The organism is Globicatella sp. PHS-GS-PNBC-21-1553 (assembly GCF_033564055.1).
In the GTDB taxonomy this organism is placed as follows: Bacteria; Bacillota; Bacilli; order Lactobacillales; family Aerococcaceae; genus Globicatella; species Globicatella sulfidifaciens.
The window spans coordinates 702,549-718,914 of sequence record NZ_CP085470.1; the positions used below are offsets into that span (position 1 = coordinate 702,549).

10 protein-coding genes are annotated in these 16,366 nt (G+C 35.8%); 1 reads left to right on the forward strand and 9 read right to left on the reverse strand.

Annotated elements, in window-relative coordinates; genetic code table 11:
- Positions 1–20: 20 nt before the first annotated feature.
- The 3 genes from LB888_RS03215 to LB888_RS03225 form a co-directional block, all read right to left on the reverse strand.
- Positions 21–3,653 (reverse strand): phosphoribosylformylglycinamidine synthase, encoded by a 3,633-nt coding sequence (locus tag LB888_RS03215; RefSeq protein WP_318753595.1) that lies wholly within the window; start codon positions 3,651–3,653, stop codon positions 21–23.
- Between the two features lie 14 nt (positions 3,654–3,667).
- On the reverse strand, positions 3,668–4,345 hold the full coding sequence (locus tag LB888_RS03220) for a phosphoribosylaminoimidazolesuccinocarboxamide synthase (protein WP_318753596.1): 678 nt from the start codon (positions 4,343–4,345) through the stop codon (positions 3,668–3,670).
- A 494-nt stretch (positions 4,346–4,839) separates the two neighbouring features.
- The gene (locus LB888_RS03225; protein WP_318753597.1) at positions 4,840–5,790 is read right to left on the reverse strand and encodes an O-antigen ligase family protein; all 951 of its coding nucleotides are present in this window, start codon (positions 5,788–5,790) and stop codon (positions 4,840–4,842) included.
- A 380-nt stretch (positions 5,791–6,170) separates the two neighbouring features.
- Here LB888_RS03225 and LB888_RS03230 point away from each other — a divergent pair, with 380 nt between their 5' ends.
- Positions 6,171–7,388 carry a D-alanyl-D-alanine carboxypeptidase family protein gene (locus LB888_RS03230; RefSeq protein WP_318753598.1) on the forward strand — a complete coding sequence of 406 codons (1,218 nt, stop codon included), beginning with the start codon at positions 6,171–6,173 and terminating at the stop codon, positions 7,386–7,388.
- A 336-nt stretch (positions 7,389–7,724) separates the two neighbouring features.
- Here the strand turns inward: LB888_RS03230 and LB888_RS03235 are convergent, their stop codons facing one another.
- From LB888_RS03235 to LB888_RS03260, 6 genes are all read right to left on the reverse strand, one after another.
- Positions 7,725–8,153 carry a pyridoxamine 5'-phosphate oxidase family protein gene (locus tag LB888_RS03235; RefSeq protein ID WP_276648329.1) on the reverse strand — a complete coding sequence of 143 codons (429 nt, stop codon included), beginning with the start codon at positions 8,151–8,153 and terminating at the stop codon, positions 7,725–7,727.
- A 67-nt stretch (positions 8,154–8,220) separates the two neighbouring features.
- Positions 8,221–9,897, reverse strand: coding sequence for a DUF6020 family protein (locus LB888_RS03240; protein ID WP_318753599.1), 1,677 nt, complete (start codon positions 9,895–9,897; stop codon positions 8,221–8,223).
- A gap of 283 nt (positions 9,898–10,180) precedes the next feature.
- A complete protein-coding gene (locus LB888_RS03245; protein ID WP_078755881.1) occupies positions 10,181–12,382 on the reverse strand; it encodes a helix-turn-helix domain-containing protein in 2,202 nt (733 codons plus the stop codon).
- 173 nt (positions 12,383–12,555) lie between these two features.
- Entirely contained in the window at positions 12,556–12,798 is a 243-nt protein-coding gene (locus LB888_RS03250) for a hypothetical protein (protein ID WP_318753600.1), read from the reverse strand.
- Positions 12,799–13,151: 353 nt separating this feature from the next.
- Positions 13,152–14,738, reverse strand: coding sequence for an acyl CoA:acetate/3-ketoacid CoA transferase (locus LB888_RS03255; RefSeq protein ID WP_078755883.1), 1,587 nt, complete (start codon positions 14,736–14,738; stop codon positions 13,152–13,154).
- Between the two features lie 39 nt (positions 14,739–14,777).
- Positions 14,778–16,319, reverse strand: a complete 1,542-nt coding sequence (locus LB888_RS03260; protein ID WP_318753601.1) for a class I adenylate-forming enzyme family protein — start codon at positions 16,317–16,319, stop codon at positions 14,778–14,780.
- Positions 16,320–16,366: the final 47 nt, after the last annotated feature.

The following is a 16,366-nucleotide window of genomic DNA, read 5'->3' on the forward strand; positions in this document are numbered from 1 at the left end:
CCTTTCTATATTTAAAGTTTTTAATTAAAATATTGACGAGCTGACTGAATAAATGGCGGTAAAGCTTCAATTTCAATATTGACGTATAAATCCTTATCCATTCTTTCAGGGTTTGAAACGGAAGTAAAGACTAAGCCATCTGGACTGGTCATCGCATCCACTGCGGGTGCATGATGGTACTCATTAAATACCGATAACACTTGCCCATTAGCAAATAATTCATCTGCTTTATCCCCTAAATCAATTTGTCCCCAAGCAGTCGCTACTGCGGTTGAGAATATTGGCGATGTCGCTTTGTTCGCCCATGCTGAATAATTAGACACTAGGGTGCTTGGAATAATGTCTGCCATAAATTTGCCATATGGGTTTTGGTTGACTTGAATCTTGGTTCCTGGTTGGAAACGTCCGAATTCAATTAAACCGGCACGAATTAAACTTGCTCCTGCAGAACCAGCTCCGTAAATTAGCCCTTTTTGTTCAAGATGTTGCATGATGGCTTGTCGAACAGCTTCATCCTGAAGTACTAAATCCCAACCAAAGCCAGATTCACTTGGTTCATTAGCAAACACAAAACCTGAAGCCAAAGCAATTACTTGATAATCGTTTATTTTAGCTGCTAGTGCCGCCACAGATTGTTGATAGAGTTCATGACTTGAAGTTTGAATAATGTGAAATTCTGTCATAAAACCTGCCGCTTCAAAAGCATCACGTAAGTCATATTCCGTATTGGCACCTAAAATTACTGGAATCAATACACGAGGTTGATTGTTTTTAACTTGCTCACTGTATGTTTGAGTCACTGGTTTTGGACTTATTTGCATTGGTTTTTCAATCAATTCATACACTGAAGCTAAAACTTGTTTATTTGCTTGATGAATGTCGGCAATCTTAAGTTGAACATCCGCTAAACTAATTACTTCCACTTGTGTTTGACCAATCACTTCATAGGTTAACCCTTCTAAAACAGTTAAGTCTTCTACCTCAACTACAAAAGATCCCATCATTGCTTCAGTTAAACGATGAGCCATTCTGTCATGCAATTGGATTCCAATGTGGTTTCCATAAGCCATATTCAATACTTCTGATAGTAAACCTTTGACACCGACCGTAGAAACAGCAGCTAATTTTCCTTCAATCGCTAACTGATGTAATCTTTCAAGTGTCGCTTTAAAATTACTTAAATCTAAGGTACCGTCTGCTTGAATAACTGATTCTATTAAGACAACCGGATGATTCGCTTTTTTAAAGGCTCGTGATACAACCTGGTGAATGGTTCCCGTCGCTACCGCGAAACTTACTAATGTCGGCGGCACCGTTAATTCTTCGAAAGTACCCGACATTGAATCTTTTCCGCCGATAGCAGCTAATCCTAAAGCCGCCATCACTTCATTCGCACCTAATAATGCTAATACTGGTTTGCCCCATGCTCTTGGATTGTTCCCTAAAGATTCAAAATATTCTTGGAAAGATAAGCGTGCTTTTTTGTAATCAAATCCCATCGCAACTAAACGAGCAATTGATTCTACTACCGCATAATATCCTCCATGGAACGGTGAACGTTCTGCTAAATATGGATGGTAACCATATGCCATCGCAGATGTCGTTTGAGTTGCACCTTTATCAACTGGTAAACGAGAAATCATTCCTAATTCTTTCGTTGCTCGGAATCTTCCACCATATGGATAAAGCACCGTTCCACGACCAATTGACGCATCAAATTGTTCATCCATTGCTTGTTGATTGGCTTCAGCTAAAGTTTGAACAAAAGCCATCACATTTTCTTCGGTAAAGGCAAACTCTTCGTGATCAAAAGGTTTCTGTGTTGGGTTAACTAAAAGGGCATCCGCTTCTTTTTCGGCCCCATTAGTATTTAAAAATTCACGACTTAAGTCGACAATTTTTTGACCGTTCCAATGCATCACCATGCGTTTTGACGCAGTAACTTCCGCAATAATGGTTGCTTCAACATCTTCATCCGCACAATATTGCATAAAAGTATCAATATCATCTTTTGAAACCACCACAGCCATTCGTTCTTGTGATTCTGATAATGCAATCTCGCCGCCATGCATTCCTGGATATTTGGTTGGCACTTTATCCAAGTCAATCATAAGACCATCGGCTAATTCACCTACCGCAACGGATACCCCACCGGCACCAAAGTCATTACAACGTTTAATCAATCTAACAGCATCGCCATTTCTAAAGAGACGGCCGATTTTACGTTCAATGGACGCATTTCCTTTTTGAACTTCTGCACCGGCCGTTTCAAGTGAAGTTTCTGTTTGAACTTTTGACGAGCCAACAGCAGCACCTAAACCATCACGTCCAGTACGTCCACCTAATAAAACAACATAATCACTAGCTTGAGGCTCTTCCCTAACAACATTCTCACGCGGAGCCGCCGAAATGAGTGCACCCAATTCCATCCGTTTTGTTTCAAAACCAGGATGATAGATATCCTCATTAAAAGATGCGGTAACCCCATATTGATTGGCATAATCCGCATAGCCAGCAAGCGCCGTTTTAGCAATAACTCGTTGTGGCAATTTGTCTTTACGAACATTTGCCCATGCTTGGTTAGGATTCATTCCGCCACCCAAACGCATTGCTTGATAAACCCAAGAGCGACCTGACAATGGGTCTCTGACCCCACCGCCAATACAGGTTGACGCTCCCCCAAATGGTTCAATTTCGGTTGGGTGGTTATGGGTTTCGTTTTTAAAGTATAATAACCAATCTTCTTGGGTTCCTTCTACATCTACTTTTATTTCTAAAGCACACGCATTGATTTCAGCAGAAATTTCGACATCCTCTAATTGATGTTCCGCTTTTAAGTTTTTCGCTTGAATAGTGGCTAAATCCATTAAAGTAATCGGACGATCGGTGCGTTGTAATTGTTGACGGGTTTGCAGATACTTATCTAACGCTGCTTGGAATAGAGGTGCAAATTCGCCTGCTTCTACCTCGATATCTTTTAAGTGCGTATTAAATGTTGTATGGCGACAATGATCGGACCAATACGTATCAATTACTTTTAATTCGGTTAAATTCGGTTCACGGTCTTCTGATTGGAAATAAGTTTGACATAATTTCAAGTCATCAAAATCCATGGCAAACTGTGTACCAAATGCTTTTAACGCTTCATCATCCATTGTTAAAAATCCACTAATCGGTTCTAAATCGGTCGTTGCTGACGCTTGAATCACCGGATTGGCTGCATCAAAAGCCACATCTACTTTTTCAACAGGATTCAAATAATATTGCTTAAACATTTCAAATTGAGTAGCCGAAATATTTTCAATCACAATCACTTCAGAATGATGAACGCGTCCATGATCAAAACCTAAGACTTGACGCATCATTCGTTCGGTCATTTCTTCCTTTTCATTGTATTGGCCTGTTACTTGACGACATCTAAATGCATGTCCAGCAAATATATCATCAGTATTTTGATGTAAAAGACGATGCGGCGTTGATAACATTCGGTCTTTAACTGTTTCTAATTCAGCTTCACTTAAATTCTCAAAATCAAAAATATCAAAGTAGTGAATGACAAATTCATTTTCCCATCCTAAAAACTCACGTGCTTCTTTCGCTAATCGTTCAACTTTTCCTAACTGTCCTTGAATGGATTCTGTAATTACGCGCATTTTGTTGTCCCCTCTTATAAATAATGAACGATATCTAATGGATTGACGTATTCAGTTTCTTTATAAACACGCATATTACCACCAGACACTTCATCGATTAACACAATTTTATCACTACCCGCTAAACGTCCAAACTCTAATTTAATATCATAAAGTGATAATCCTTTAGTGGCTAAATCTTCTTTAATAATAGTTGAAATATCAAGAGTCAATTGTTTGATCTTAGCATATTCACCTTCATTTAAAATTCCTAAGATTTCTAATGCATCTTCATTAATCAGTGGATCTTCGCGGTCATCATCTTTTAGTGTAAATTCAACATACCCTTCCAGTGGCATACCTGATTCAGCATATAATCCATAACGACGAATAAATGAGCCCACCGCTACAAAACGGCAAATAACTTCTAAGCCTTTTCCGAACACTTTAGCCGGTTTAATTTCCATCGTATTCTCATCAATGTTGGCCTCAACAAAATGTGTTGGAATACCTTTTTCTTCAAGGAGTTCAAAGAAATATTTAGAAACGGTGACATTGGCTTTCCCTGAACCTTCAACCGTTAAACCAACCTGATTGGCACCTGGATCAAATTGGCCATCTTTACCAGTCATATCATCTTTAAAGTGAAAATAGGTTTTACCTTGTTCGTCTTGCAATAAATCTTTCGTTTTACCTCGATAAATGTTTTCCATTCCATTGACTCCTTTACTTTTTATCTGCTCCGACTAACTATAAAAATAAAAAAATGATGAGAAATATAACTCACACAGATTTTTTTAGTTTAACATTCGTGTTTTTTGAATGTCATTCTAATAAAGCCATAATTATTATCCCATCTATGCTTTTATTATAAACAAATATAATAATTATTGTGTAAAAAAACTTATTGTGTTTTATTTCTCCTGTTTAATGTTCGTGTTTTAAATGAAAGATAGTCTTTTGAGGTTGTATCATTATCTATTTATTTTTTACTTTTTACTAATCCCAAAGATAAAAAAAGCGAGCAAGAAGTAGAAAACCACCGATTTTCGCTTCATCTGCTCGCCCAGTCATAATTTTGAGTCGTATCAAACAACTTCCTAGATCGCCATTTGATAACACTCAATTATAGTGTCATTAAATAACAAAATGAGACTAGGAAGAAATCATTTAAGTTTCTTCTCAGTCTCATCGGCTATTTTTAATTTTATTTTGTTTGATAATCAAATGCTTCAATCGGTGAGGATGCAATTAAAAGAAAGACATATCCCGTTTGAAGCCATACAATCGATACGTCCATTAAACCATGAACCAAAACCAATACTCCCATCGCCATTAATAAGGCTAAATCTTTCTTCTTAGATGGTTCTCTTAATTGTTCTATTAAAGTACGAACAAAAGGCGTTAAGGCATTTATAAAAATTAATAACCCGAAAATTCCGTAATTAGCTAAAAAGTCTATCAATATTTGATGCGAATGCATATCTGCTTCATTCGTCACTAAATAGTAGAAATTAATATAGGCTAAAGGACCTCTTCCAGTTAATGGTCGCGTCTTAAATATTTCCCATCCATTAGACCAAATCATAAAGCGATCTTCGAAACCGTAAGCTAGTGACTGAAAACGTGGGAAAATACTCGGGTTTAAAATAATCACCACTAAACCCACCATACCTAGCGTTAAAAACACAATTGCTATACGTCGATAATTAAACCATAATATCACAAAAGCACCAATTAAAACCGTTGGAATTAACATTCTCGAAGCAGTTAAAATAACTGAAATACTATTTAAGGATAAAATTAATAAAACGAAAGCATATTCCCCTTTGTTTTTGGCAATAGTAAACCAATAAATAGTAATCACCATCGCCATCACAATATAGAGCCCGAAATAGTTAGCATTAAAGAAGAATGATTCAGCTCTAAATTGAGGACTTGCTTCAGTCATTATATAAGTCCAAGGTAATGAACGCTCTTGAATAAATTTAAAATAAGTACTAATGGCATGTATACTAATCAGGCCGCTCTCAATACTCAAAATCTTCATTAATAAAACAAACAAATCACGTTTTATTATTTGACGATAAACCCAAAAGAATAATGCAAATAATAAAAAACCTAATGGAAGCAGAGCACCTAAAAAATTATAATTCAATAATGCAACCACTTCTGCATATACAAAAAAATCAACCAGGGTGATAGTGCCTTTGAAAGTTCTAATAAGCTATCGCGTTTTTGATACATTAGAATCAATAAAATCATGAATATTATCGGACCGCTAATGAAAAATGGCAGTACAATACTCATAGTTGCATAAATTAAGAGACGTTCTGGTAAAGTATATCGGATCAATAATTTCATAGTAACACCTCCAGAAACACAATGTTTAAAATTATATATACATTATATAATAGCATAATCGTGACTATTAATTGTGAAGTTTTTTTGAAAAATTAGAATTTTTTCTAACTTTATACCACATTTTGTCTTTTATTTGCTATAATTATTAGGGACTATTACTAAGGAGGATTTATTTTGAATTTAACATCCAAATTTTCTAAATATCTACTAACATTTTTAACCTTATCCATGATTAGTGGACCGATTGGCGTTTCTGCACAGGTATCAAAAACCCCAATCTTAAGAGGAGACGTACCCGTTATTGAAGAGACTGACCCCTATGTCTTACCCGAGGATTACCCTCAAGACATCTTAGACTGGTACGCCTCCAATATTGACGCTCGTTCTTACGTGGTGATGGACGGTGAAACAAATCGTGTATTAGCTGAACAAAAAGCCAATACGCGTTATCCTATCGCTTCTATGTCAAAAGTTGCGTCAATATATTTAGTCTACCAAGCTATTAAAGACGGAAAATTGAAAATGGATGACAAAATTGAAATCCCTCAAGCAATTGAAGATAATATGTCATTTAATCCAGAAATGTCAGCCATGGGATTATATGGTGGGGTTGAGTATACCGTGAAAGACTTAATTTACGGTGTTATGTTATTATCAGGTAACGACGCAACATCTGCTTTAATGTGGCATTTATACGGTTCAGAACAAGAAGGTGTTAAAGCGATTCGCGAATTATTAAATTCTTGGGGCATGACCAACTTTGAATTTTATACTGTTTCTGGTATTCCAAATCAATATATCCCAGAAGATTGGTGGATTGAAGGTTCAGTTGCCGAAAATGAAAATCAAATGACTGCTTCTGATGTGGCATTGATGGCACAACATATTGTACGCGACTTCCCTGAAGTTTTGGAAGTGACTAGCGCGGAAAGTTATGTCGCACAAGAAGGAACAGAATATGAAGTTGTCATGTCCAATCCTAATCAATTATTACCAGGTGGCGCATATGAACGAGCAGAAATCACCGGCTTAAAATCTGGTATGACTGATGCAGCAGGTAAAAACTTTGTCGCTTCCGGTAAGGAAAACGGTCGTGAAATTTATGCCGTTGTGATGGGACTATTCGATACCGCAGAAATGACGATGAGTTCTTATTGGGAAATTGAAATTTTACTTGATAAATTAGCAGAATATCCTGAGCTATATAAAAACGAAGGTTTGCCTATTAATCAACACGAAAAACCAGTAGAAGAAGAAACTACCGTTGATGGCGAAACCACTCAAAGCGATGAAATCGAATCGTTGATTAAAGAACACGGTATTCCAAATGAAAACCGTCGTGATAATCCGATCACAAACTTTATGAAAGATATTTTTAATTTCTTTAAATAAAACCATATAATTAAAGCTCCTCAATCGACTTGAGGAGCTTTTATTTATATCAAAAGAGTGAGCTCAGAGGCTGAGCAAAAACTTTAAAAATTTGTTTGGTATCAGCTATTTAGTTTATCGCGCAAGGGGTGAGTAGTCTCAACTGTGCGGAGGGTGAACAAGCGAAGCGAAAATCATTCGATTTTCCACTTCTGCTCCACTCCCTTTAGACCCACTTTCATTCTAATATTAAGCAAGAACAAAATATTCCTGTCATAACATCACTTTATGTTACTTAGACATCATCTAGTCATCGTTTAGTCTTATTCAAGAGTCTTTAGTTAATCTCTAAATCCGTTATTTACCAATGGTAAAGGTGTATTTATGTCCTTGTGTTAAACTTTGATAAAATCCATCTGCCTCATACATTTGAAAGACTTGCACGGCTGCAACATCATTCTCATTAGGATAAACATGTTTAACGAACGGATTATCTTTTAAAACTTCTTCTAAGCCTTCTCGACCAATTTCTTTTACTTTCCCTTCGATACGAATCACTTGAATTAAATAATCATCTTGTTTCAACGCCGTAATCGCAACATTTTGATTCCCTTGTAATTGCTTATAAAAATTAGTCTTCGGACTCGTCATAAAGAAAATTCCTTGTTCATTGGCTACCCCCACATTAATATAACGGGCATGTGGTTTGCCTTCAGCATCTACTGATGAGAATACTGCCGCTTTAATATCATTTTGTAAAATCGATAAAATATCTTCTACTTGCATCAAATGCACCCCTATCTAAATATTATACTAAATTAATTATACCATATTTCAGATAAAAGCGATATCATTATGATGAAATCAAAGCTTTTGTTGATACAACCTTAAAAATTATGGCTAACATCATCGAAGTGATAACGGGTGCTAAAATATAACGAATATTATAAGCGGGCATCGCCAAACATAATGTCCCCAAATGAAGTAAAGAAGGCAATAAAATCAATAAATATGTCCATCTTTTAGCAAATATTACTGAAAAGGAGCATGCAAATAAAACTAAAATACTAACTGATGCCACACTCGTAATAAAAGGCTTATGAACACCATCATGCGGAGCTTGCTGATAAGACCACTCAGCAATCAAATTACGTAGTGGCTCTACTGCAAAATCATAATGCTGTAAATAAGGATCATAATACGCTTTCGGTGAATTGATCATATAATGAAACATTTGAGTCCCTGGCAAACCATGCTCCCATCCATTCACATCCCATAATGGTCGTATTTGCTGTAATTCTGCTCTTAAGTAGAGTAGCGGATATTGTTGACCAATGGTTAACCAGTTCTTTAACAACTCCTTTTGATGAGTGTTAATAAATTCTTTATTAAAGTCCGGGTGAAATTTGACTGGATCAATCATAACAGGGGTATATTTTTCTTGCCAAGTTGCTCGTGGTAAAATTTGATCTAAAAACTCGTTTTGTTTTTCCGTTAATGGTTTTCCTGCATCAACCACTGCACCGATATGCTGTAATACCATACTATATTTCTCACTCGGTGAACCTGGTACAATAGCATATCGTTGATTTAATAATGTGTGATACCCCATAAAAATTAAAGCTGTTAAGACCATTATTATGGCTACATCTTTCCATTTATCAAAAGAAAACAATAACCATATCACTAAAAATGCGATGCCTACATAAAACCCATTATGCCGACCTAATAGCACCACATTAAAGTTAAAGGCAAATATAATCTTCGAGCTCCAATGTTGCAACCAAGTTGGTTCAATAAAATAAATCCTTACTAAAAATAAGGTGACTAAAACTAAAGAAAGATTATACAAATTATCCTTATAAAGAGTAACCATATTTGATAGTAACAGAGTCGTGAATAGAATGGTAAACACTACTAATAAAATATAAGACTTTTTAAGTCGAAGATCCAATAATTGCTTGCTAAAATAAGTCAGGACCATGATGGAGCCCATCACTTGCATCCAGGTATACACGACTGGCGTTCCGATTAATTTATAAGAGAGTTTCATCAATAAGGTGGTCAAGACCGGATGCCAATCCGATAAGGGAATCCCTCCCATTGCTTGTCCCCATTGAGAATAGGAATCAATATACATATTCCCTGGGCTAAAAGCAAGCAGTAGCGGAAAATAGATACTGAGTAATGCCAGGATCATCATTATTAAAAACTGAGTCTTTTGCCAGTTACTAAGCAATCCTTCTATGTGATACAGCATATTTTTAGCGGTCATAGCAGTAACGATTTTAAATAATGAAAAATAGAAGCCCACTCTTAAAACCGCCAGTACCATTTCATAGCCCAATTGCTTCGGTGGATTCATATAAAAAGAAAAAACATTCAATAAAATAAAACACACCATCCATCCTAAATCCTTCCGATTAAACCTTATTTCAACGTCCTTTGTGACTGCAATAAAGCCGATGATTAAGACTAAATGCCAGATACTTAGATGGTTGAGCCCAAACATTAGTATTGTACTGACCAATATCACTCCTCTTATCAACAATCCTTTCACATACATACTCCCTTTCACTTTATATCTCACTCATTATACACTAGAAAATTAATAAAAATACAGACTCCCTCTTAATAATTTATGGCTGGTTTCAACATAAAATTATGCTTTCATCTCTTAACCTTATCCTAAACTAACGAATTAATATTTAGAACAAGCTCAATGAGATAGTAAAACGATTATCTTAGATAATGATAAAAATAAACAGCCTTCCTGTTCGACTACAAAACAAAAAGGCTATTCAATATAAATATTATTCAAATAATTTTTCTCCAAAAAGATCAAATAAATGATAGGCTAATAGTAAATTAAATTGATGTTTATTATCATCCAACTCTATTTCTAAAATCTCTTTAATTTTTTCTAAGCGATAATTCATGGTTGAACGGTGTAAAAACAGTTCGTCTGCACTCGCTTTGACACTACAATGGTTATTTAAATAGACTCTTAAGGTTTCAAATAAATCCATACTACTATCAATCGATGCATCCCAAAGCTTACCTAATTGGGATTTAACAAATAGTTTTGTTTCATCAATTTGATTTAATTCGTTAAGAATCACATAAGACCCTAACTCATCATAGCTCGCAAAGTTTGGTTCATGTCCTGTTCTTTGGATAACATTTAAAACATGTTTCGCTTTGTCATAACGATCACGGTAATCTTTTAATTCTAATACCTGCCCGCCAATGCCAATCCATAACCCTATTTGGGGATTCACAGCTTTTCGAATCGTCCTAAAGAGTTTTTGCCAATAAATACCTGGTTCTTCACCCTGAATAGCTTTCAACAGCACAATTCTTCCTTTATAAATAGCGGTTACTAATTTAGAATCGAATTTTGATAAATGATAAATCAACTCATTCATCACCGTATTACGCGCAATTCGTCTCACCACTAAATCATCCGAATGAGGTACAACATCTTCAATTGCTAATAAGCCTACATCATAGGAACTATCAATATCAAAGTTGAAATATGAAGCATAAGTAATGATTTGATTTAATTCTTCATGAGGTTTTCCAGAGAACAATGTCCCAACGAAACTATTTTTCAACTGATTTAAAGCATCTCGTTCAATTTTATATTTCATGAAGAAGGTTGCATAAATATTTAATGCCATTGAAATAGCCAAATTAAACGTTTCTTTATTCAAATTAACCTTATTTTCAGAATAAGCAATAAATCCCAATGCCTCACGGTCACCTTCAATTCGTCTAAAAACCATTTCTGTATCTTGAACTGAGATTCTAAATTCACTAGCCAAATGAACATGTTTTAACTTATAGTTCTTAATTTCCTTCATTAAAACATCGAGTTCTAAACTAGAATCTTTTTGTAAATATTTAGAATAAGGATTTAAAAATTGATCAAAGACAATAATATCCCGTTCGACAAATTCACCTAATAGTTGATTCATCTTATCAATATCCGTTTGCTCTAACGAACTTTTAATTAAATTATTTTGTAAATTAAACAATTCCTCTAATTCTTGACGACGTATTTTTTCTTGGCGTCTCAATGACAAGTTTTCATACATTGCACTAAAATAATTCGCATAAGTTTGCAGCAACTCAAAATCTTTTCCAGAAAAAATCTGTTCGGCTGGTTTTTCGCATACCATCGCGCCAACCATTTGTTCATTGATAACTAATGGTATCGTGATTTGCGAATAACCAATTTGTTCCACTCTCGGTAAATAATCTTTTAATAAATTCCCTTTACTAAGTGGGATATAATCATCTAACGTGACATAACCAAAAGTGGGTTTTTGTAGTAATAAAGCTTCATGCGCTTGATCGAGTAAGTAAACCCCTGTGTAATGAGATCGCGATTCGCGACCGGATAATGTCACCACTTTCTCTAGCAGATCTTCAATTGAATTTTGCATCATCAGTTGATGAGAGGCTTGTGCAAAATACAATATTTGACGTTGGCTCGACTCATTACGTTGAATCATTTTCATCGCAATTGCTGCATAAGCACCTAATTCTTTAAATAATTCACGCATTTCGTTAAAAAAGGGACGCGTATCATAATAACCTACAATAATTATCCCTAAGTCTGAATGATCCTCCGCTATTGGAACTGTAAACCATGAATCAATACCACTCTTTTTAAAATATTGAATTAAAACAGAATCAGGGTCCAAATAATTATCATCGGATTTAATACTTCTTTCATACAATATCGGATTGACTTTATCTGTGGGATAAGGAAAAATCTTTTCAATGTCGATATCTCCTGATAAATAATGGAGTCTTAAGTAGCCATTTAAATTTAAACCTATCCCAACAAAGTCACATTTAAGTAATTCTTTAAAACTCTCTCCTAGAACGGTCATAATTTCATCTCTAGAATTTATTTTTAATAATTTACGGGAAGCTTGCTTCATATGTTCTTCTATATGACGAATAAACTCTTCTCGTGATTGTTTAGTTTCTAAATTAGTCATTTTATTTTGACCTCACTTATATATTCTCTCTTTAGTATAACACGAAACACTCTATGTAAAAGCACTTTCAAACACATTTAACTGCTTATATTAGAATAACAATTTCTCAAGGGAATTGAGGCTAGTGGGAGTGGGCAAGAAGTAGAAAATTAAATAATTTTTGCTTCGTCGGCCTACCCCCGCACAGTTGAGTAGGTATCAAACAAGTCCTTAAGACGCAGGTTGATGCCACTCAACCACTGCGCTTTTAATGAATATGCACTCATTTGACTGAATTTTTCAAATTTATGTTCAATATCTTTAAGACGAAGTGTGATGCCACTCAACCACTGCGCTTTTAATGAATATGCACTCATTTGACTGAATTTTTCAAATTTATGTTCAATATCTTTAAGACGAAGTTTGATGCCACTCAACCACTACGCTATAAATTAACGTGCATTAATTTGACTGAATTTTTCAAGTTTAATCTCAGCTACATTAAGACGCAGGTTGATGCCACTCAACCACTACGCTATAAATTAACGTGCATTAATTTGACTGAATTTTTCAAGTTTAATCTCAGCTACGTTAAGACGCAGGTTGAGACCACTCAACTAATGCGCTATTAATTAATGAACAATAATCTTGACTAAAATTTATCAAAGTTTATGCCCACTCAATGTTATAGAGCCCTTGTATTAATTCAGTTTTATTTTAATAATCAAAAAAGCCGGAAGTATCTAACCTCCCGACTTTTTCCTTAAAGAGTTTGTATTGTATGATTTGTTTATTTTTCGTTTAATTTAGCGTTCGCATCAATGATTGCTGCTAAGCCACCCCATTTTTCACTAAAGATACCTGGATCCATTTCTTTTAAGTCTTCTGAAATTAATGGAGTAAATTCCATTTGATCTAAAATATCTTTTTGTAAGTCGACACCTGGTGCAATTTCAATCAAGCGAACTTGTCCTTCGAATAAGTCAAATACTCCACGCTCAGTGATGTATAAGACTTCTTGTCCTGATTCCATTGCATATTCACCAGAGAATGAAACTTGTTCAACATTCTTAATAAATTTAGGTCCTTTACCTTGATCATCAATGACTAACTTACCATCTTCACAGTGTGATTTACCTCCTACCGTAAATGAACCGATGAAGACAATGCGTTTCGTGTTTTGAGAAATATTGATAAAGCCACCAGGTCCTGGTACTTTCGGACCGAATTTAGTCACGTTATTATTACCGTATTGGTCAATTTCTCCAATACCTAAAACGGTTAAATCTAATCCGTTACCATCATAGAAGTCGAATTGATTAGCCATTGGAATAGATGCCTCGTGGTTTAGAGCTGATCCAAAGTCTAAGCCAACTGCAGGAATTCCACCCCATAACCCCATCTCTAATGTAGCATTGTAACGATCTGCTACACCTTCTTCACTTGCGACTTGCGCAACCATATCTGGAGAACCGAAGCCAAGGTTAATGGTATCCCCTGGACGTAATTGCATTGCAGCACGACGAGCAGTAATTTTACGTACATCTAATTTAGCTGGTTTGACGCTATCGGTTTTAACTGGCACTTTAATATCGCCGCTTAAACGAGGGTTATAGTAAGTTCCCATTGTTTGTTGGTGATATTTTTCTTCTTCTGCTACTACAACATAATCAACTAAACCAAATGGAATTTGAACATCTTTCGGATGAATTGAACCATTTTGAACAACATCTTTTACTTGCGCAACGACAATCCCACCAGAGTTTTTAGTAGCCATTGCGAGTTCTAATTGTTCTAATTTACAAGTTTCATCTTTAACTGATACGTTCCCATTTTCATCAGCATAAGATCCACGGATGAAAGCAACATCAATTTTTAAATTCGGGTATTGTAGCCACTCTTCACCGTCTAACTCAACTACCTTAATGATATCTTCTTTAGTAATGGTTGTTGAACGAGAACCTTCTAAACGAGGGTCTACGAATGTTTTTAATCCGACTTTCGTTAACATTGGTTTACGTCCTGCAATGGCACGGTATAATTGGGTAATAACCCCTTGTGGCCATAGATAGGTTTCGTACTCATTATTAACGATTTTTTCAACCATGCCTGGAGATGATCCTACGTGACCCGCAATTAATCGTTTAACTAATCCTGGCGCGGTCATATGGTCTGCACCACGTCCATATTGGTTATTACCAATCCCACAAGACCACATGAAGGTAATGTCTTTTGGATGTTGTTCTTCTTGATAACGTTCTTCGACACCTACTAATAATTGTTCTGGTAGCCCACCTAATCCAAACGTTAAGGTTGCTAATAAATCGCCGTCATTTACTAAATTCGCGGCTTCACGATACGAAATTACTTTGCTCATTCTTTTTCCTCCTAAATAGGTTGTTATTATCTATTTGTATTACATAATGATTTGTCTAGGTCTACTTAAATCTTGACGACCTTCTTCAATTTCTTGTGCCATCGCTAATAATGCTTTTTTATCGATTTTGCCAATGGGTGTTTTTGGAAATTCATCCAATAAATAGTAGCGTTTTGGTGTCTTATAGCCAGCTAAATTTAACTTAGCATATTCGCTTAACTCTTCAATAATGGATTCATCTAAACCTTTGGTAATGACTGCTGCCACCACGGATTCACCCCATTGTTCAACTGGAATACCAAATACTACTGAATCGACTACTCCTGGGAATTGATTTAACACTTTTTCTACTTCACTTGGATAGACATTTTCGCCACCGGTAATTATCATGTCTTTACTACGCCCTACGATAAAGTAATCTCCCTCTTCATCCATACGTGCTAAGTCTCCGGTAAAGACAAAATCATATTTCAACACTTTCGCTGTTTCTTCTGTATTATTCCAATAGCCACTAAATTTAGCGTTATTACTAATAATCAAGTTACCCACTTCACCTTGCGGCACGTCATTACCTTCATCATCTACTAGTCTCACATTATTAAACATGATTGGTTTTCCAACAGATAATTTCTTCATTCTTTGACGTTCCGGTGTATTTGAAAAATTATTTGGTCCAATCTCCGTTAGTCCATACGAGTTCACTAATGGTAAATCATGATCGGCAAATAACTGGTAAACATTCTCAGATAGTGGTGCACCACCAGAAATAATATAATTTAAAGAGCTCAAATTCTCTTTATTAAATAGATCCGAATGTGCTAACATATAGCACATCGTTGGTACAAAGAAGGCCTTTGTCGGTTTAAAATCACGGATGATTTCGATGGTCTCATCTGCATCGAAGAAGCGTTGAACAACCATTTGACCTCCTGCCATCAAGATAGGTATCGTGAAACAGAAGAGTCCGGCTGTATGAAACATCGGTGTGGTGGTCATACCACGATCTTCGGCATGAATGTTCCAACTTGGAATACTGTTTAAGCCATTACAAATAATAGCGCGATGACTAATCATTGCTCCTTTTGGCAAACCTGTCGTACCACTTGTATAAATCAAGACTGCGATGTCTTCTTCAGACAATAATTGATTGGGTTGGAATGTCTTATTTTTACTAGGATCAACAATCGCATCATAGTCCTCACTGTCAATATCAACATCGAGTAATTCTTCCGATATTAGACCTAAACGTGTTTTATGTACTCTTGAATAAGCCAACAATTTTGGTTCTGAATTTTGTACAACATGAAGGACTTCCGTATCTTTTAAGCGCCAATTCATCGGCACAAAGACGGCTCCTAATTTTGTACAAGCTAACAGAAAATCAAAATGGGCTACGTCATTTGAGGAAAACAATGCAACACGATCCCCAGATTGAATCCCTTTCTCTTGTAAATAAGCCGCTAAATTAATGGCACGTTGGTTCATTTGGTCAAAAGTCCACTCGCGGCCCTTCTCGGCTTCTATTACTGCTACTTTCGAACCACTGATACGTGCTCGATCAGCAAACCAATCTATTCTCATCATTTATGCTCCTTTTACAATATCCACTCTGGGACGTGTATTATTTG

Excerpts from the sequence above, each read along its gene's own strand:
- LB888_RS03260 (WP_318753601.1), bottom strand. The coding sequence starts at position 16,319 with ATGAGAATAGATTGGTTTGCTGATCGAGCACGTATCAGTGGTTCGAAA.
- LB888_RS03235 (WP_276648329.1), bottom strand. The coding sequence starts at position 8,153 with ATGCAAGTAGAAGATATTTTATCGATTTTACAAAATGATATTAAAGCG.
- LB888_RS03220 (WP_318753596.1), bottom strand. The coding sequence starts at position 4,345 with ATGGAAAACATTTATCGAGGTAAAACGAAAGATTTATTGCAAGACGAA.
- LB888_RS03245 (WP_078755881.1), bottom strand. The coding sequence starts at position 12,382 with ATGACTAATTTAGAAACTAAACAATCACGAGAAGAGTTTATTCGTCAT.
- LB888_RS03255 (WP_078755883.1), bottom strand. The coding sequence starts at position 14,738 with ATGAGCAAAGTAATTTCGTATCGTGAAGCCGCGAATTTAGTAAATGAC.
- LB888_RS03215 (WP_318753595.1), bottom strand. The coding sequence starts at position 3,653 with ATGCGCGTAATTACAGAATCCATTCAAGGACAGTTAGGAAAAGTTGAA.